This window comes from Mangrovihabitans endophyticus (genome assembly GCF_014646155.1).
Taxonomy (GTDB): Bacteria; Actinomycetota; Actinomycetes; order Mycobacteriales; family Micromonosporaceae; genus Actinoplanes; species Actinoplanes endophyticus.
This window is the reverse complement of sequence record NZ_BMMX01000021.1, coordinates 54,205-72,592: the sequence shown is the minus strand read 5'-3', so window position 1 is coordinate 72,592 and position 18,388 is coordinate 54,205. Positions and strand designations below refer to the sequence as shown.

14 protein-coding genes are annotated in these 18,388 nt (G+C 69.4%); 6 read left to right on the top strand and 8 right to left on the bottom strand.

Going from position 1 to position 18,388, the window contains the following annotated elements; genetic code table 11:
• Window positions 1-21 precede the first annotated feature (21 nt).
• From IEY73_RS21220 to folE, 5 genes are all read left to right on the top strand, one after another.
• Complete coding sequence (locus tag IEY73_RS21220; protein ID WP_189081020.1) at window positions 22-1,089, top strand: Rv3626c family coenzyme F420 biosynthesis-associated protein; 1,068 nt, start codon at window positions 22-24, stop codon at window positions 1,087-1,089.
• Between the two features lie 10 nt (window positions 1,090-1,099).
• The gene (gene tilS / locus IEY73_RS21215) at window positions 1,100-2,098 is read left to right on the top strand and encodes a tRNA lysidine(34) synthetase TilS (protein WP_189081019.1); all 999 of its coding nucleotides are present in this window, start codon (window positions 1,100-1,102) and stop codon (window positions 2,096-2,098) included.
• A 127-nt stretch (window positions 2,099-2,225) separates the two neighbouring features.
• The gene (hpt, locus tag IEY73_RS21210; RefSeq protein ID WP_189081018.1) at window positions 2,226-2,801 is read left to right on the top strand and encodes a hypoxanthine phosphoribosyltransferase; all 576 of its coding nucleotides are present in this window, start codon (window positions 2,226-2,228) and stop codon (window positions 2,799-2,801) included.
• A gap of 295 nt (window positions 2,802-3,096) precedes the next feature.
• Complete coding sequence (gene ftsH, locus IEY73_RS21205) at window positions 3,097-5,139, top strand: ATP-dependent zinc metalloprotease FtsH (protein WP_189081017.1); 2,043 nt, start codon at window positions 3,097-3,099, stop codon at window positions 5,137-5,139.
• Window positions 5,136-5,810, top strand: a complete 675-nt coding sequence (gene folE / locus IEY73_RS21200) for a GTP cyclohydrolase I FolE (protein ID WP_373292831.1) — start codon at window positions 5,136-5,138, stop codon at window positions 5,808-5,810. Before ftsH ends, folE begins: the two co-directional genes overlap by 4 nt.
• Before the next feature lie 9 nt (window positions 5,811-5,819).
• Here the strand turns inward: folE and IEY73_RS21195 are convergent, their stop codons facing one another.
• Genes IEY73_RS21195 through IEY73_RS21185 form a run of 3 tightly spaced genes read right to left on the bottom strand, consistent with a single transcriptional unit; the run spans window position 5,820 to window position 9,533 of the window.
• Window positions 5,820-6,080 carry a hypothetical protein gene (locus tag IEY73_RS21195; RefSeq protein ID WP_189081016.1) on the bottom strand — a complete coding sequence of 87 codons (261 nt, stop codon included), beginning with the start codon at window positions 6,078-6,080 and terminating at the stop codon, window positions 5,820-5,822.
• Window positions 6,081-6,093: 13 nt separating this feature from the next.
• Window positions 6,094-6,948 (bottom strand): hypothetical protein, encoded by an 855-nt coding sequence (locus tag IEY73_RS21190; protein ID WP_229716020.1) that lies wholly within the window; start codon window positions 6,946-6,948, stop codon window positions 6,094-6,096.
• Entirely contained in the window at window positions 6,945-9,533 is a 2,589-nt protein-coding gene (locus tag IEY73_RS21185; protein WP_189081015.1) for an FtsK/SpoIIIE domain-containing protein, read from the bottom strand. The genes IEY73_RS21190 and IEY73_RS21185 overlap by 4 nt, the downstream gene beginning before the upstream one ends.
• 356 nt (window positions 9,534-9,889) lie before the next feature.
• On the opposite strand from IEY73_RS21185, the gene IEY73_RS21180 reads away from it, so the two are divergent.
• Window positions 9,890-10,342, top strand: a complete 453-nt coding sequence (locus IEY73_RS21180) for a hypothetical protein (RefSeq protein ID WP_189081014.1) — start codon at window positions 9,890-9,892, stop codon at window positions 10,340-10,342.
• A gap of 1 nt (window position 10,343) precedes the next feature.
• Here IEY73_RS21180 and IEY73_RS21175 read toward each other — a convergent pair whose 3' ends face one another.
• From IEY73_RS21175 to IEY73_RS21155, 5 genes are all read right to left on the bottom strand, one after another.
• The gene (locus IEY73_RS21175; protein ID WP_189081013.1) at window positions 10,344-10,934 is read right to left on the bottom strand and encodes a hypothetical protein; all 591 of its coding nucleotides are present in this window, start codon (window positions 10,932-10,934) and stop codon (window positions 10,344-10,346) included.
• 11 nt (window positions 10,935-10,945) lie between these two features.
• On the bottom strand, window positions 10,946-12,058 hold the full coding sequence (locus IEY73_RS21170; RefSeq protein ID WP_189081012.1) for a M23 family metallopeptidase: 1,113 nt from the start codon (window positions 12,056-12,058) through the stop codon (window positions 10,946-10,948).
• Complete coding sequence (locus tag IEY73_RS21165) at window positions 12,055-12,540, bottom strand: hypothetical protein (RefSeq protein ID WP_229716019.1); 486 nt, start codon at window positions 12,538-12,540, stop codon at window positions 12,055-12,057. The genes IEY73_RS21170 and IEY73_RS21165 overlap by 4 nt, the downstream gene beginning before the upstream one ends.
• A 72-nt stretch (window positions 12,541-12,612) precedes the next feature.
• Window positions 12,613-14,598: an MFS transporter gene (locus IEY73_RS21160; protein ID WP_189081010.1), complete on the bottom strand. Its 1,986-nt coding sequence runs from the start codon at window positions 14,596-14,598 to the stop codon at window positions 12,613-12,615.
• A gap of 1 nt (window position 14,599) precedes the next feature.
• Window positions 14,600-18,328: an ATP-binding protein gene (locus IEY73_RS21155; protein WP_229716018.1), complete on the bottom strand. Its 3,729-nt coding sequence runs from the start codon at window positions 18,326-18,328 to the stop codon at window positions 14,600-14,602.
• Between the last annotated feature and the right edge of the window lie 60 nt (window positions 18,329-18,388).

Here is an 18,388-nt window from a genome sequence, read left to right as displayed (position 1 = left end):
CGCACGGGTACCGTGGTCGGCATGGCGCAGTTCGTTGACTGGGATCTGGCCGCCGCCACCGCGGGCGCCCTGTCCAAATCCGGGCCCGCGGTGTCATACGACGAGGCGGTCCAGGTGGTGGCCGATCTGCGGACACTCACCGACGAGGCGGCCGGACACGTCGCCGCCTACACCGGCCTGACCGCGGCGGCCGACGTGCCGCCGGTGCGTGTGGTGGACCGCAAGGACTGGGCGGCGGTGAACATCGACGGCCTGAAGCAGATCATCGTGCCGCTGGTCAGCCGCTTGTCCGGAGACCGGCAGCCGGGTGCCTTCGGCGATGCGATCGGGTCCCGGGTCACCGGCGTGCAGGCCGGCACGGTGCTGGCGTACCTCTCCGGCCGGGTGCTCGGGCAATACGAGGTCTTCTCCGGCGACCCGGGCCAGCTCCTGTTGAACGCGCCGAACATCGTCGAGGTGGAACGCAAGATCGGCGCCGATCCGCGCGACTTCCGGCTGTGGGTCTGCCTGCACGAGGTCACGCACCGCACCCAGTTCACGTCGGTGCCCTGGATGCGGGGCTACTTCCTGGGCGAGGTGCAGGCGTTCGTGGACGCCTCGCAGAGCGGAGAGCACATCCTGGAGCGGCTGCGCCGCGGCGTGGGCGCGCTCTCCGACGCGCTGCGTGACCCGGAGAGCCGCTCGTCGGTGCTGGACATCGTGCAGACGCCGGCGCAGAAGGCGGTGCTGGACCGGCTCACCGCGCTGATGACTCTGCTGGAAGGCCACGCCGAGTTCGTGATGGACGGCGTGGGGCCGGACGTCATTCCGAGCGTCGAGGAGATCCGCGCCAAGTTCAATCGCCGCCGGGAGCGCGGCAACCCGCTGGAGAAGGCGATCCGCCGCCTGCTCGGCATCGAGGTGAAGATGCGCCAGTACGCCGAGGGCCGCAAGTTCGTGCACGGCGTGGTGGAGCGCGTGGGCATGGACGGCTTCAACAAGGTCTTCAGCTCGCCGCTCACCCTGCCGCGGCTGACCGAGCTGAGCGACCCGGACGCCTGGGTGGCCCGCGTGCACGGCGCGGTCGGGCCGGTCGCCTCGATCGGCTGATCGCCCGCCGATGGCCCGGATTCCGGCGCCGGTCGCCGCCGTCCGGACCGCCGTACGCCGTTCGCTGACCGGCCTGCCGTCCGGTGGCACCGTGCTGGTCGCCTGCTCGGGCGGTCCGGATTCGCTGGCGCTGGCCGCCGCGACGGCCTTCGTCGCGCCGCGCAGCGGGCTGCGGCCCGGGCTGGTCACCGTCGACCACCGGTTGCAGGAAGGCTCCACGGCCCGCGCCGACGCGGTGGCGACGTGGGCACGGTCGGCGGGTTGCCACCCGGTCGAGGCGGTGAGCGTGGACGTCGGCGGTCTGCCGGGTGGCCCCGAGGCGGCCGCGCGCAGCGCGCGGTATGCGGCCCTGCAAGCGAGTGCGGCGCGGTGGTCCGCAGTCGCGGTGCTGCTCGGGCACACCCGGGACGATCAGGCCGAGACGGTCCTGCTGGCGTTGGCGCGCGGCGCCGGGCCCCGGGGCCTGTCCGGCATGCCACGCCGGCGTGGCGTCTTCCTCCGGCCGCTGCTCGACGTGTCGCGAGCGCAGACCCACAAGGCCTGCTCCGCGCTCGGCCTGCCGACGTGGGCCGACCCGCACAACGCCGATCCCGCGTTCGCGCGCACCCGGGTGCGCGGTGGAGCGCTTCCCGCATTGGTCGAGGCGCTCGGCCCGGCGGTGGTGGACAACCTGGCGCGCACCGCGACCCAGTTGGCGGCGGACAACGCGGTGCTGGACGAACTCGCCGCGCGGGCGCGGGAGACCGCGGAGACCGCCGATGTCCGGCCGGGAGCTCCAGCACCGGCGCTGTCGGTGCCGGTGCTGGCCGGTCTCGCGCCCGCGGTACGGACCCGGTTGTTGCACGCCTGGGCGCGGGGGCTGGGCGCGCCCGGCGGTGACCTTTCGCACCGCCATGTGGACGCCCTCGATGCGCTGATCACGGACTGGCACGGCCAAGGCGTCACGGCGTTACCGGGCGGCATCGGGGTGGTTCGCCGGGACGGAGTCCTCCTCGCGGAGTACCTGTGAGAGTTGTCACTGAACGTCGCGGCGAGGAGCGAATTTCGCGAGTTTTGCCGTGAAATCGGGCGATTCTGCGGCGGATGACGGCTGCCCCGTGTGACCGCGCCGCGGGTCCATGCGGCACCCTTAGGCCATGGCTGAGGGGTCCGGGCGCGACGCCGACATCGAACGCGTCATCATCACCGAGGAACAGATCCGGCAGAAGATCGATGAGCTGGCGAAGCAGGTCTCCGCGGACCACGCCGGCGCGGAGGGCGGCATCCTGCTGGTGTGCGTCCTGAAGGGCGCGGTCATGTTCATGGCCGACTTCGCCCGGGCGCTGGGTCGCTACGGCCCGCAGTTGGAGATGGAGTTCATGGCCATCTCGTCCTATGGCCAGGGCACCACCTCCTCCGGCGTGGTGCGCATCCTCAAGGACCTGGACCGGGACATCACCGGCCGGCACGTGGTGATCGTCGAGGACATCGTGGATTCCGGGCTCACGCTTTCGTGGCTGATGAAGTATCTGCAGTCCCGGTCGCCCGCGAGCGTCGAGGTGGTCGCGCTGTTCCGCAAGCCGGACGCCATCAAGGTGCAGGTGCCAACGAAATACGTGGGTTTCGACATGCCGACCGAGTTCGTCGTCGGGTACGGGCTGGACTTCGCGGAGCGGTACCGCGAGCTGCCCTATGTGGGCGTTCTCAAGCCCGAGGTGTACGCGCGTAGCTGAACGTTTCCTCAGCCTCTTCTCAGGAAAGAGGTCTTTGTCCGGTTTTGTAGCCAAATCTTATTGTCCGGGGTTCTGGTCACGCACGGGCTCATGGAGTCGACGGCGGCACCTACGGTGTACCGTCGAGTGACCAAAGGCGCAATGTCATGAGTGCCGGAGGTGCCGCCCAGGCAACCGGCTCGGCCGGTCGCCGATGCGGGATCGGAGTGGTCCGGTCCGGCGGGCGGTTGTGACATAGACCAGGTGACCAGGACGCCGATCAGGAGGGTCCGGGCGCGCAGACGCCCGCAACAGTATGGAACGTACGCGTTTCTTCCGCCGCCCGGTGGTCTGGATCATTCTGGTGATCATCGGTGCGATTGCGCTGAGCTCATTCTTCACCAGTGGACCCAGCTACCAGCGGGTCGATACATCGGTCGCGCTTGAGCGGCTGAGTCAGCCCGGCATCTCCAAGGTCGTGGTCAAGGACAAGGAGCAGACGCTCCAAATCGACCTCGCCTCGGCCGAGCGGTTCGACGGCAAGTCCACCGACCGGATCGAGACCCAGTACCCGTACGAGGTGACCGGCCAGATCTGGTCGGCCGTCCAGCAGGCCAAATCGGCGGGACGGATCACCGGTACGGTCGACTCGACGGTCTCCGGCGACAACATCCTGTTGACCTTGCTGGTCAACCTGCTACCGATCGCGATCCTCGTGATCCTGCTGCTGCTGTTCATGTCGCAGATGCAGGGCGGCGGCTCGCGGGTGCTGAACTTCGGCAAGTCCAAGGCGAAGATGCTGACCAAGGACATGCCGAAGACCACATTCTCGGACGTGGCGGGCGCCGACGAGGCAGTGGAGGAACTGCAGGAGATCAAGGACTTCCTGCAGAACCCGGCGAAATATCAGGCACTGGGCGCCAAGATCCCCAAGGGTGTGCTGCTCTTCGGACAGCCCGGCACCGGTAAGACGCTGCTGGCCCGTGCCGTGGCCGGCGAGGCCGGGGTGCCGTTCTACTCCATCTCCGGCTCCGACTTCGTCGAGATGTTCGTCGGTGTCGGCGCGAGCCGGGTGCGTGACCTGTTCGAGCAGGCCAAGTCGAACGCTCCGGCCATCGTCTTCGTGGACGAGATCGACGCGGTCGGCCGGCACCGTGGCGCCGGCATGGGCGGCGGCCACGACGAGCGCGAGCAGACCCTGAACCAGCTCCTGGTGGAGATGGACGGCTTCGACACCAAGGGCGGGGTCATCCTGATCGCGGCCACGAACCGGCCGGACATCCTCGACCCGGCGCTGCTGCGTCCCGGGCGTTTCGACCGCCAGATCCCGGTCGACAACCCGGACATGGAGGGCCGCAAGGCCATCCTGCGGGTGCACGCCAAGGGCAAGCCGTTCACGCCGGATGTCGACCTCGACTCGGTGGCTCGCCGCACGCCCGGCTTCTCCGGCGCGGACCTGGCCAACGTCATCAACGAGGCCGCCCTGTTGACCGCGCGCAAGGAGAAGCGGGCGATCAGCAACGGCTTCCTCGAAGAGGCGATCGACCGGGTGATCGCCGGCCCCGAGCGGCGTACCCGGGCGATGAGCGACAAGGAAAAGAAGATCACCGCCTACCACGAGGGCGGCCACGCCCTGGTGGCGTACGCGCTGCCGCACAGCGCTCCGGTGCACAAGGTGACGATCCTGCCGCGCGGCCGGTCGCTGGGGCACACGCTGGTGCTGCCCACCGAGGACAAGTACACCCAGACCCGGGCCGAAATGATCGACACCCTGGCGTACGCGCTGGGCGGCCGGGCCGCCGAGGAACTCGTCTTCCACGAGCCGACCACCGGTGCCGGCAACGACATCGAGAAGGCGTCCGGCCTGGCCCGCGCCATGGTCACCCAGTACGGCATGAGCTCGAAGCTGGGTGCGGTCAAGTACGGCACGAGTGGCGACGAACCGTTCATGGGCCGCAACATGGGCCACGAGAAGGACTACTCCGACGCCATCGCCGCCGACATCGACGCCGAGGTGCGGGCCCTGATCGAGCTGGCGCACGACGAGGCCTGGGAGATCCTGGTCGAGTACCGCGACGTGCTGGACGAGATGGTCCTGGAGCTGATGGAGAAGGAAACCATCACCCAGGAGGACATGAACCGGATCTGCGCCCGGGTGCAGAAGCGGCCGCCGATGTCCCCGTTCAACGGGTTCGGCAAGCGGCTGCCCTCCGACGCGCCGCCGGTGCTCACCCCGGCCGAGCGGGAGAAGCTCAAGGCGCAGGCCGAGGCCGACGGCCAGGTGGCGGTGGGCGGCGGTGCCGGCGAGCCGGGACGGGCCAGCCCCAACAGCAGCAACAATGGGGAGATCGGCCACTGATCAGCGACGACAGTGCCACCGAACCGGCGGACTCCGACGACGACATCGACTACCTGGCCGCGCGCCTCGTCGACGGCAAGGTGACCGGGTCGCCGGTGGAGCAGGCCGTCGATCTGGCGCGCATCGAGAAAGCGGTCCGGGAGATCCTCATCGCCATCGGTGAGGACCCGGACCGCGAAGGTCTTCAACGCACCCCGGCACGGGTCGCTCGTGCGTACGCCGAACTGTTCGCCGGGCTGCGCGTCGACCCCGCGCAGGTGCTCACCACCACCTTCGAGGCGAACCACGAAGAACTGGTCCTGGTCCGCGACATCGAAGTGATGAGCCTCTGCGAGCACCATCTGTTGCCGTTTAAGGGAATGGCGCACGTCGGGTACATCCCCGGCGTCGACGGACGCATCACCGGGCTGTCCAAGCTCGCTCGCCTCGTCGAGGTGTTCGCCCGCCGACCCCAGGTCCAGGAACGTCTCACCTCGCAGATCGCCGACCTGCTGGTCGCCAAGCTGAGCGCCCGCGGTGTCATCGTGGTGCTCGAATGCGAGCACATGTGCATGGAGATGCGCGGCATTCGCAAGGCGGGCGCCCGTACCGTGACGTCGGCGGTGCGCGGTGCCTTCCAGCGCGACGGAAAGGTCCGCGCCGAGGCGATGGCCCTGATCAACGCGCGCTGATCGGGCCCGTCAGACGATCATGCGGTAGCGCTCGGCGGCGTCGACCGCGGCACGAGCCAGCGTGGCGGCCTCGTCCAAGCGCAGACGGGCCTGTTCCAACTGCGCGATGGCATCCGCCACGGCCGGATGGAACGAGCCGATCGCGGTCACCCGCAGCAACGCCAAGGCATCGTCGAGTTGATCCGACACCTGCTGGATGCCGGTGACCGCGCGCCCGGTGCCGTCCACCGAGGCCGCGACGCTGGCCTTGACCTCCTCGATGCTGGCCATCAGATCATTCCCCTCACCGAAAGAGCGCGAGCAGTCCGACACCCATGCAGGTCAGCAGGACCGGCGTCAGACAGACGACGGCGCCGAGCACCGGGGTGCGGTCCACCTTCGTCCCCTTGCCGCCGTAGACGAAACCGATCGTGGTCCACCCCAGGCCGAACGCGAGCACCGGAAGGCTCAGCCCGCACAACAGCGCGTACGTCGGCAGCGAGCCGCTCGGAGCGACCAGGTAGAGCACGATCTGCACCACCAACACGGCGGCGGCGAACGGCCCGTACACGAGGAGATTGCGTGCCCACGGCCGCAACGGTGCGGACTGCCGCCATGCCGTCATGGTCGCGCCGCGCAGCCATGACGAGCCGCGGTCCGGCCGCAGAATCACCGCGTCCGCGGCATCGGCCGTACCCCGCGCCTGTCGCACCGCCGCCAGCGCCGCGGCCGGACCGCCCGCCACGGCCCGTGCGGCGGCCTCCCGCTCGGCGGGCAGAGGCGTCAAAGCCGCCTCCGGTACGCCGAGATCCTGCACCAGCCTGGACCGCTGCGGTGCGAGCCGGGCGTGCACCGCGGAGATCTCCTGCCGCGCGGCGTCGAGTGTGGCAGCGCGGTCCGCGGCCGTCGCGGACGCCGCACGGCGCACGGCGTCGAGCCGCTGGGCGGCCCAGAGGTAACCGGCCCACGGCCCGGTGCCGGCCTCGTTCGCACGGTCGCCACCGTCCACCTCAGCGGTCCCGGCGTCGGCATGCCCGCCGGGGGTCCGGCGGGTCCGGTCCGGCTGACCGGGTGGACTCGGGCGCGGTATCGCCGGTGCCGGATCACCGTGCTGCGGCGGGGCCGCCTCGTCCGGCGTGTGTGGAGCGTCGCGGCTCACGGACGGCCGTCCTCGGGCTGAACGAAAGGCACGAACCGGACGGTACGGTCGGCTTGTCGGTCATGCAACAGGGCGCGATTCGGCCGCGGCGTCCAATCGACCGGCCTCCCCAGCATCATCGACACGTCCTGCGCAGGCACGTTCAAGAAGACCAGCCCGGCCACATCCTCCCGGCCCGAACTGCCGCCGGTCTCCTCGGCGAACCGGCGCAGGCCACGCCACCAGGAGAGCAGATGAGCTCCCCGGCCGGGACCATCGACCAACAACGAGCGCAGCCCGGGAAGAGTCCCGCGGCTTGCGGCATCCATGCCGAAGACCACCCGGTATCCGGGTCGTGCCGGGTCCATCTCGGCCGCCAGGCCGGCCACGTCGACCACGGCCACCTCCTGTCGAAGCCCGATCTCGTCGGCCAGCGACTCCGCCAGGGCATCACCCTCCGCGACAAGCGAGGCGATCACGAATCGTGCGGTACGCGGTGCGTGGAACGCCGCCACGCTGCGCGCCGCCGCCTCCAGCAACTCCGCGCCCAGACCCTGCGAACCGAAGATCGCCAAATGGCGGCCCGGCGAGCCGTCCAACGCGAACGAGGCGGTGGACAGATCGACGTCGATCGTCCGCCCGACCAGGGCCGCCGGGCGTCCGGCGCGGCCCGCGAGGGCGGCACGATAGGTCGGGTCGTCGGCCAGATGCTGCTCGGCGTACCCGGCGAAAACCTTCGGCGGCGTCGCCTCCGGGTCGCGGTCACCCCACAAGCGATGCCGCAGATCGCTGAGCCCGGCCTGATCGGCATGCGGGTCGGGGAACCGCACGGTCCGCTCATGCCCCCGGGTGGCGCCGCGCGGGCCGCCCAAACCACCGGCCATGTTCACCACCGCGGTGCCCAGGGGAAGGCCGGCCGCCGCGTCGTTGTTCGGCTCCAGCACGTCACCACCACCGGGCAACGCGACACGTACCGGGAACTGGCCGAAGATCGAATCACGCTTGGCGTACAACGCCTCCACGCCGAGCACCGTCTGACTCGCCAGGATCAGATGAATGCCGTACGAGCGGCCCTTGCGCGCCAGCGACTCAAGGAGCGTCACCGCCTCCGTCGCCATCGCGTCGTTGCCCGCCAACAGGACCTGGAACTCGTCGATGACGCAGAGCACGCGCGGCATCGGCCTGCCGCGGCCCTCCTCGGCCGCCACGGCGCGCAGCTCGGCGAACTTGGTGACCCCGGCACGCTTGTAGGCCACCGAGCGCCGGGTCATCTCCGCGTCCAGTTCCCGCAGCACCGCCAACCCGTACTCGCGGTCGGACTCCACGCCCACCGCCCGGGCATGGGGCAGCCAGGTCCGGTCCCGCTGCGTCGGCACAAACTCCGCGAATGACACGCCTTCCTTGAAATCCAGCAGATACAGCGCCAGCTCCGCGGGGCTGTACCGAGCGCACAACCCGTACAGCACGTTGATCAGGAAGGCCGTCTTGCCGGCTCCGGACCGCCCGCCGACCATCCAGTGCGGATGCAGATCGTTGAAACTCAGCGCCACCGGTGTGTCACCGTCATGACCCACCGGTGTGGACAGACCTTCCGCCGCGTCGCCGGTCCACAGTTCCTCACCGGTCTCCGGCAGCAGATCGGCGAGCGTCACCTGCGATGCGGCGGCAGAGTCAGCGGCCAACTCCTGGCACACGGCTTCGATCAGGTGAGGCGGCGGATCCTCGTCGAGGTACACCGGCGCATTCAGCCAGTTGGCTCCGTCCACCGACCCGTACGTGCCGCCGGGCGGGTCGCCGATCACCGCGAACGGGTTGCGCACCGAAATCATGGTCGTCCGAGGCAGCGGCGGCTGTGTCGTCTCGGCCGTCAACGGCGGCGGTGGCCAACCCGCCACGAGCAGATGCAGGCCCAAATCCGGACCCTGCTGGGCCAGCGCGGCGATCCGGACCAGATCGCCGGCCTCCGCAAGCTCCGGCAACGAGGCGATCACCAGCAACAACAACCGGTCCCGGCGCCCCCGCCGCGCGGTGGTGGAACGGTTGGGGCGGAGCCACTTCTCGGCTTCGTTCAGCGCGTCACGCAGACCGGCCCGATCCAGCGCGGGCGGCGGCATCAGACCCGCGTCGGCCAGCGCCGCGAACGGTGCGAACACCGTGCCCCCGGCCGCGCCGTCCACCGCACGAATCAGCAACGACCCGGGCGGCGCCGTGGCGAGAAGGCGGAGCAAGATGCTGCGCAACAGGCCCGCGACACGCGGATCGCGGCAATCCGCGTCCACCGTGAGATGGCCGGTCCCGAGCAGCGGAACGACCGCGGGAAACCGGGCATCGTCCAAGAGCTGAGCCACTCCCAGCCGGACGAACTGGGGCGGAACGTCACCACCGAGGGGTGCCACCGACGACTGGGCGTCCAGCGGCGCGCCTAGCCAGCCCGGGGCAAGCGCGTTCGCGGCCGTCCGCAACTCTTCGGCGAGGCGATACTGCTCGGCCGGATCGCCGCCGGGCGGGACCGGACCGTCGAGCGAGAGGGCCGCGGCCTCCACCGTGGCCACTGCCTGCCGGTGCAGAGCAGCGGCCTGCTCGACACGCGTGCTCGCCTGCGTCACCGCCCACCTCCTGTGTGCGCTCAAACCGTACCTTGGTCGGAGCGTGAGATCGCGTTGCGTAGCCGGTGCACCTTCGTCGGCGTGGCACAGTTCAGCATGTCGATGTGGTAACGAGCCTTCGGTCGGCGGGCGCGACCAGGAAGAAGCGCCGACGGCGGGCGCAGCGTGGGGCGCGGCGGGGTGAGGACTACCGTGCGTGTGTCGCAGCGGGGACTACCCTGGAAAGGGTGAAGCAGCCGCCCGATACCCCGGCCGGTCCATGGTCCAGTGCGCCTTCGGCGCCGGGGCCGGACGACTCGCGAGGAGCGTCGCCTCCGCAGTCACCGTCCACACCACAGAAGGAGCCGAACAGGCGGTTGCGGCTCATTCTGGCGTTGGGAGCGGGCGTTCTGGCGTTGCTCTGCATGGGCGGCGTCGGCGTGATTGTTTCGCTGTATGACGAGGCTACAGAGATCAAGCGAACAGCGCCGGACGCGGTGGCGGATAGCTTCTTGCGCGCGTACTTGGTGAACCGTGACGATGAGGAAGCCTCGCTCTATACCTGCAAATCGGGGCCGGACCTTTCTCAGGTCGCAGCCTTGAGGCAGGAGATGTTTACGCGAGAACGTGACTATGGCGTCGATGTAGTCATCGACTGGGGTGGCCTCGTGGTAAGTAAAACGGTAGGCGGACGGCGAACAGTTTCCACTGACATTTTCATCTCAGGTATCTCTGATGGTGTTACAAAGAGCCGGCGTTCCGAAACCTGGTCATTGGACCTGATTGACCAGAATGGCTGGCGTGTTTGTGGCGCCCATAAAGTGGGATGAGCTATTCCACCCAAAGTTCATTGAGTGGAACCTCTAGGGTGCTTGGCGTCTTTCCGCTCCACCCCCAGCGGTACCAGTCGAGTTCCTTGGTGACCCGAGCACAGATGTCGCCGTCGTCGCTGCTGTGCAACTCGGTGACGGCTCGCAGATCACGTTCTTCCTTGCCATCGTCGCCCACACGCACGACGCGGCGCCCGACCAGGGAATCGGCGTCCAGGGCCGCCACCGGTGACCGGCGCGGCGGCTCGTCGAGTGACACCAGGCGGCCGGCCACGTCGTTCGGCTTCGCGGTTGTGCCGCTCATTCCTTCGTCTTCCACCCAGACGCGCTCGATGGGAACGAGGGGCGCGAAGACCTCGGTGCGTTCGGCTTCGGCGCGGTACCACTCCGCCTCCGGCATCACCGGCACATAGGTCCGGCTCCCCTGCACCACCTTCTCGTCCGCTCGCAGATCCCCACGCCAGCCGTGTCCCGGCAGGCCGATGAGGACGCGGCGGCCACGCAAGTTGCCGCCCATGTTCGCGGGCACTGGGACGATGGGTCGTGGTGGTTCGATCGCCCACTCCGGATGGCCTGCGAAGGGGTCGGGCATAGCGCCCCCGCTCACCCCTGTCCTCCCAGCGGCGCGCCGTGCTCGGCCATGAACTGGACCGGGTCCACCGCGCCGCTGCTGGATCGGTCGTTGTTGAGGTGTACTTCGAAGTGCAGATGCGGTCCGGACGAGTTGCCGCTCGTACCGACGCGGCCGATGATGTCACCGGCTGCCACCTGCTGGCCCACCTGGACGAATGGTCGCTGCACCATGTGACAGTAGCGGGTCATCACGTTGCCGGCATGCACGATCTCGACCATCCAGCCGCAGCCGCCCTTGCCGGGATAGCCGTCGACGTTGCACGTGTGCCGCCCGCGATGGTCCTCATCGCATTTGACCACCGACACGGTCCCGCTCGCCGCCGCCGCGATGGGGGTGTACCGCCCGATGATGAGGTCGACACCCTGGTGCGTCGGCCGTGACGGCGTCCGGAAACCGGAACCGACCACCGCCTTGACCGGGATCCCCCAACCGGACGCGGCGATCTGACCACCGGCCGCGCAGACCATTGCCAGCGTGTTGCCGACCGCGCGCGCTGCTCCGTCCGCCAGCATGTTGACGATCTCGGTCGCCACCGTCTCGTGTTTCGCATAGGCGTTGGGATAGGCGCTGCGCTGCACCTTCTGGGCGGCCCGGGTCAGCGACATCTTCTCCCAGTGCTTGACGGTCTGCAGCTTCTCGTAAAACTTTCGGCTGGCGTAGACGGGATCCCGGACCTGCTCGGGGGTGCCCCAGCCGGCACTGGGCCGCTGCTGGAACAGGCCGAGCGAGTCGTGGTCGTTGGCGGCTCCGAGATTTCCCAGGTTGGTCAGCCGTGACTCCTGCATCGCGGTGGCCACGGCGATGACCCAGGCACGCGGCGGCAGCCGCAGGTCCGAGCCCACCTTGATGATGATCGCCGCGTTCCGGATCTGCTCCGGCCCGTACGGCCGGATCCGCGGGAGCTCACCATCCGGGTCGACCACCCCGCCTCGCCCGCAGCCAAGGGTGGAGAAGGTGTTGACGTCATCGTCGCCGAAACCGCCCAGCAGGAGGGCGCTGAGGCTGCCGCCACAGCAGAGCAACGCCAGCGTTCCGATCAGGGCCACGATGAGTGCCACCTTGCGCGGACGAGGCAGGCTCATGACCGTCCCCAGTCGATCCCGTCCACCAGCCAACGGCCGTCCGGGGCCACGAGCCGCAAGGTCAGTTTGCCGGAGTCGACCGGCACGTCCGCGTCGACCAGCCCCGCGCCGATGGGGACCAGACTGGGCCGGCCGAGCACGCGATCGACGGGAACGTCGGCCGGGTCCGTGCCGTCCAGTTCGTCCAGCAGATCCTGAGTCGCGTTCGGGACAAGACCGTCATGCCACGCCTTCGCAGAGGCGTTCTTGTGGTCGGCCCAGGCCGACGCGAAGGCGTAGGCGACCGCTTCGGGTTTGGCCGTTCCGGGGCTGGTCGAGGGGGACGGTGGCGGAGCTTCGGAGAGGACGCTGTCGTCGTCGTCAGGGTCGGCGCTAAGCACCGGGGCCGGTGAACTCCCCGTGTCGAAGGACGACTGGTCGGCGGCGCCGTCACCGAAGGCGCGGCCAAGCGCGACGACCGCCACGACCAGGATCGCGAGCACCAGGGCGACGCCCCATCGGGACCGAAAGATCCCAGCGAGTCCTCGTTCCAGCAGACGCGGCGCCACGGTCCGTCACCGAGCCTCGGTGCGCACCCGGGGCTCCGGCGATTCCCGGGTGGTGGTTCCCGTCTCGGGACGATAGATCGCGTACGACTCCTGCCGCTCGGCCACATCCGGTTCCGTCCACGTGCCGGCGCTGCGTGTCCGTGCCGGTCCGGGCGCGGCGCGGCGCGGCGCGGCGGGCGCGTGGTCCTGCGTGCTCTCCGCACCGTCGGGGCGCGGCTTCGTCTCCGACGGGGGAATCTCGCGCGCGTTTCCGGTGGTCGCGGCTGGTGCGAGCGCGCCGCGACTCGAAGCCTGGTGCGCAGGGTCTTCGAGACGTGCCTCCGGCCGCAGATTGGTCTGCTCGACGTAGACGGACCGCTTCCCGCCGATAACCGGCTCCCGGGTACCGCCGCCCTCGGCAACCTCAAGCTTGGCGGCCTCACGCATGTCGCGGAAGAAGCGCCGGTGCCACGACCCGGCCGAGGCGATCGCGCGGGTGCCGTCCTTACCGCCGAGTTGCGTGATGCGCCGATAGGGGCGCAGGAGGAGCCATCCCACCACTCCGCACAACCAGACCAGCACCACCTGCAGCCAACCTGCCAGGCTGGCCGTATTCATGATCAAGTCAACGGCGAAGAGATAGATCGCCGCGCCGGTTCCGAAGATCGCGATGTTGAAGACCGCGGCGACGACGGCGTTGCCGAGCCGACGGATGCCCGAGCTGGCGGGGCGGAGCAGCCCGACGGTGCCGAGAATCGGTGCCGCGATCACCGCCCATCGGAAGATCAGGAAGCCGAGCAGTACGAGCACCGACGCGGTCAGGTCGAACATCGCGAACATGATCGAGGCGAGCATGGCTATGAAGCCGGCGCCGATGCGGTCCATACCGTTGACGCCCTGCAGGTATTCGTACGCCTCCGGGTCCTCCTGCTTGACCTGCTCGGCGACCTTCTCCCACTGGGTGTTCTTTGCGCTCAGCGTGGCTTCCCGAGTTTCTGGATTTGCGCGAATCTTCTCGGCTTCGGCCCAGCTGAGGGATCGCGCGTCATACAGGGCACGACCGTATTTCTTGGCGGTGGTGTTGTCCGCCGAACCGAGCAGGCCGCGGAGCCAATTGCGGTAGAGCATGGTTTCCGTGGCCGTATCGCTGGCTCGAACGGCGGGTGGTCGATTGTCCTTGCACGCGCCGGGCGTTTTATCATCGCATTCGCCAGCAGCGGCGCTCCGCGCTCGTGGTCCGACCGCGTCGTGTACCACACCTAGAGTCGTAATGAGGCTTTCGTCGGCGATGTTTGCCGATTTCACCGGCCACGCGGCGATCGCCGTGACGGCGACCATCACGAGAATGGCCCATCCTGCGGTCGTCGTGGCGGCACCCATGTCGGCTTGGCGAGAGCGCCATATGAGATACAAGCCGACGACGGCGAGTGTGATGACTCCGAAGACGCTGAATACCTTCTCGTAGACGGCCTTGGTTGCCTGAGCAACGAGCGGATCGGCCCAACCCCACAATGATTGTGGATCCCACGCCCGCTCCCGGAGAGCGTTTGAAGCGCCGATGACCGCAGTGGCGATCATGAATTCGCCGTTCGCGACAGTGGTTTCGAATTTGTAGTCCGGATCGATCAAAGTTGAAGCGCAGCCGCTGTCGAGATCGTATGTCGTGTAACTGTATCCGGCATATCCGTACTGGCTGTAAATACCCTGTGGCCCGGGCTTTGTAGAAGAGGCGGGTTGCTCGGCGAACCATCCCGCGAGGCCGGAATCCGGCGTGCTGGGGGTCGGCGGCATCAGGCACTGTGCGCGGTCGGCGCTCACTTCTGCGAGCCGCGAAACGCACGATTTGAAGTTCTGCTGCCACTCCTCCGTGCTGCAGGCGCCGCCGGGTGCCCGCACCAGCGGGCCCTCAAGCGGCGCCGCCGATGCGGCGGGCGGGGCTGCCACCGCCCAGGCCACCGACGCCACCACCGTGATGATCAGCGTCAGGACCAGGGAGCTCGCCCGCCGCACCATCTCAAACCTCCATGTCGGACGGCATCGGGATGACCGTCTGCGCCGCTTTCACGGCGGCCGGAGTGGTGTCCAGGTGATCGAGCAGGCCGTCCACGTAGGAGACGTCGACGCGCACCTTCTGCACGCGGCCGTCGACGTCACGCATGACGAACTCGCGGAAGCCCAGCCGGGTCGCCGACGAGGTATCCACCTGTGACAGGGAGGCCAGCGTCGCCTCGTACCCGTCGTGCACCGGGACACGCAGCAGGCGCAGCGCTTCGGAGGCGATCTCCTGGTCCTCGGCGATCCGGCCGACGAACACGGTGGAGACCAGGTTCTGCACGTCCAGGCCGAGGATGTCCCGCGGGTTCTGCGAGGCCACGAGGGCCGCCAAGTTCCACTTTCGGGAATCGCGCGCCAACCGCACCAGGAAGGAGCGGCCGGAGCGCCATCCCTCCATGAAGTGAGCCTCGTCCAGTCCGACCATTTTGCGCGAGGCCATCGACCCGCCGTAGCACCGGCGTACCGCGAGCCGGTGCGCGGTGTGCAGCATGGGTAGCGCCAGGGACTCCTCCGCCGACCAGTACTCGCGCTCGATCTTCAAGTCGGGCAGGCGCAGGCCGGACATGGTGATCACGGTGAGCGCCGAGCCGCCGCCGAGGAGGTGCTGCGGCGGCGAGCCGAAGAAGAGCAACGCCAGCGGCATCTCGGCGGTGTCCAGCAGGAGGTTCGCCAGCTCTTTGCCGTCGTCGTCGTCCAGCGCCTGCAACGTGCGGACCACGTCGTCGAGGGTGGATGTCTCCTCGGCCGGCACCTGCCGCACGGCGTGGCGCAGCAGGGTCGCGGTGCTGGCCTCCTTGGCGACCTGGGGCGGTACGAGCATCGAGCAGATGTCCTGCACGAGCATGCGACGCTCGGCGCGGGCATTGGACACCGCGATCTCGAACTCGCGGTCGCCGGACGGCCCGGCGGCGAACTCGGAGCGTACCGGCGTCGGGATCAGCGCGTACGGGGCGAGTGTCCCCTGCTCCGAGCCGGTCAGGTTGAGCACGCGAGAGTAGGGCTTCAACTCCGGCATCTGGCAGAGACGGGCGAGCGGACCGGACGGGTCGAGCAGGGTCACCTGTACGCCGCGCCGCGCGTTGAGGTATCCCAGCGCGCCCATCAGCGTGGACTTGCCGCCGCCCGGCTCGGCGACGAACACCCCGAGCCCGGACCGTTCCCGCACCTCCATCGGGAAGTGCAGGTCCAGGAAGACGGGACGTCGGCAGGTGCCGGAGGTACGCCCGATCAGGTCGCCGCGCCGGTCGCCGACGGTGGAGGCGGCCTGCGGGAGCGCCGCGGCGAGCAGCTTCACCGGCATGCGACGTACGTATCCGGTGTTGGCGATCGGCTCGCCCGGGATGAACTCGCGCGCCAGCCGGTCCTGGTTTTTCGGGTGCTGCAGGGAGATGCGCAACTCGCGGGAGTACAACTGGATGAGCCGCCGCGCCCGCTCCAGGCATTCCTCGCGGGTGTGACCGCCGACCGCGATCCGGTGCCATCCGTGTGCTCGGGCCGATTCCACCGGCAGCCCGGTGGTCATCTCGTCGCCGATCACCAGCGCGCGCTTGGCCAGTCGTTCCAGCTCCGGCGGCGCGTCGATGCCGTGCTCGGCGTAGTCCAGTTGCTGCGAGCGGATCATGCGGAGGCGGTGTTCCAGGTTCTTGAAGGAGCTGCCGGAGCCGAGGATGTCGATCCGCGACGAGAGTTCCATCGGCCACGGCAGACGCTCGTGGAAGTGCATCCACGGTTCGTGCTTCTCCGGGATCTCCAGCGGCTCCATGCGCCCCACGGACAGCACCGCGACGTGTCGCTCCTCGCCGCTCATCCGGTTCACCAGCTTGACCGTGGACCCGTACGGCGTGCGGTATCGCTCCACCTGCTCGGTCAGGGCGAGCAGATCTCCGGTGTCCCAATGGCCGTTGGTGACCGGGGAGAGCGGCCCAGGCGGTGCCATGCACAGCGCGACGGAGCGGAAGAGCAGCCATTCGAGTTCTTGCGGGGTGACCCGGCGGCCCCGCATGCCGAACGCGTTCAGCACCTCGTCGAACTGCTCGACGGTCCGGCCGAGTTTACGTCGCTCGCTGTCGGAGGTGCCGCGTCCGAAGACGCGCAGGATCCGCTCGGAGAAGGTGTCGCCGAGTGATCTGCGCGCGAACGTCACGCCCAGATAGGTCTGCCCCTCGGCGTGGTTCACCGACAGCAGGTGACGCTGGGCGGCGACCAGGTGATCGGACCAGGAGGTTCCGCCCGGTACGTCGGGTAGCGGGCGAGCGGTGAACGAGTCGACCGTGCGGGCCCACTCATCCGCGGGGAACGGCCGGTTCGTGCGGCGCAGATGGAGCCGGAAACCGGCCAGGCCGGCGTACTGCTCGGAGATCGCGGAGAGCAGCGCCTCACGCTCCGCGTCCGGGCGAAACGCCCAGCGAACCTCCGGCAGGTAGTACCAGGCGGTGACGGTGCTCTGCGTGAAGGTGAGGTGTCCCGCGATTTCGCTGATTTCCAGCTCCATCGCCGGATCCCGGTCACTGAACTTCAGCTTGTGCGGCCGCAAGGGTGCCGGCCTGGGCTCCTTGCGGCGGGCGGGAAGGTTGGTGGCCGCGCGGTCGCGCCGACGCTTCTTCGTGCTGACCGCATCGGTCTTGCTCTCCGGCCGGGCCGGGGCCTTCTTCGGCATGGGCGCGGGCAGGTCCGCCTGCGCTCCGTTCGGCGTGGCGTAGGGCTCGATCTCCGCGTGCGGTACGCCGTCCGACGGCACCGCGGTGACGCCGGGCGCGACTTGGCCCGGCCCACCCCGACCGGGCGCGTCGCCGCGGCCGACGTCCCGGGGTCGCCGGGCGGCGGAGAGCCCCGGCGCGGCCACCGTCTGCCACAGCGGAGGCGTCGAGGCGGGCGGGGCGGGGGCCGGTTCCGGCGGCGCCTGCGCAGCGGTGCCCGCCGTCGGGTCGGTCGAAGCGGGGCTGGCGGGTGGCGCGGTGGTCGGCTGGATCTCGTCCGGCCAGTCCTCGGCGCCGACGAAGGGCTTGCCATCCTCGTCGAAGAAGTCGGCGGGCGGCCCCGCGGGCGCACGCTGGAACGACGCTTCCGCGTCGGCTGCGGGGGCGTCCGGCCGGGGTGCCGAGGCGGGAGGGCCCGCTTCCGCGGTGGGCGGATCCACCGCGGCAAGGGGTGGCTGTTCCGGAGCCGACAGGTCCGGCGGCCTCTGCGCCGGCTGGGCGGTCAGCGGCAGGTCCAGCGGTTCCGGCTCCGGCGCGTCGTGCGCAGGCGCATCGTGCGCGGGTGGGGCGGTCACCGGCCGCTCGGCATCCCAGCGGGGTTCGTCGTCGCGGGCCGGCGTCTGCGCCGGTTCCGGAACCCGGGCCGAGACCGGATCGAGGTGGTCATCCCCGGGTGGGCGATCCGTGGAGCGGCGATCGTCGAAGTCGAATCCGAAGTCGACGTCGTCGTCCGCGTGACGATCCACATCGGGGGTGGCAGAAGAACCCAGAGACCCGCCGGGGGTGTTGCCGAACAGATCCAGGAACGGTGAATCGATGTCCATGGCCTGGTCGTCGGCCGGAGCTGGCGGGGTGCGCGGCCGTACGGGCTGGGGGGCCTGGAAGACACCGACCGCGCCATGGCCGGGGCTGGACACCAACTCGGTCTCGTACGCGTATGTGTCGTCGTCCGCGCCGGCGGTGCGGGACGGAGAGTCGTCGTTCGGTCGCATACCGTTACTCTGCCTGCCCGTATTCGGGTAGGCCGCTCGGGGATGTTCGGGCGGCGGGGG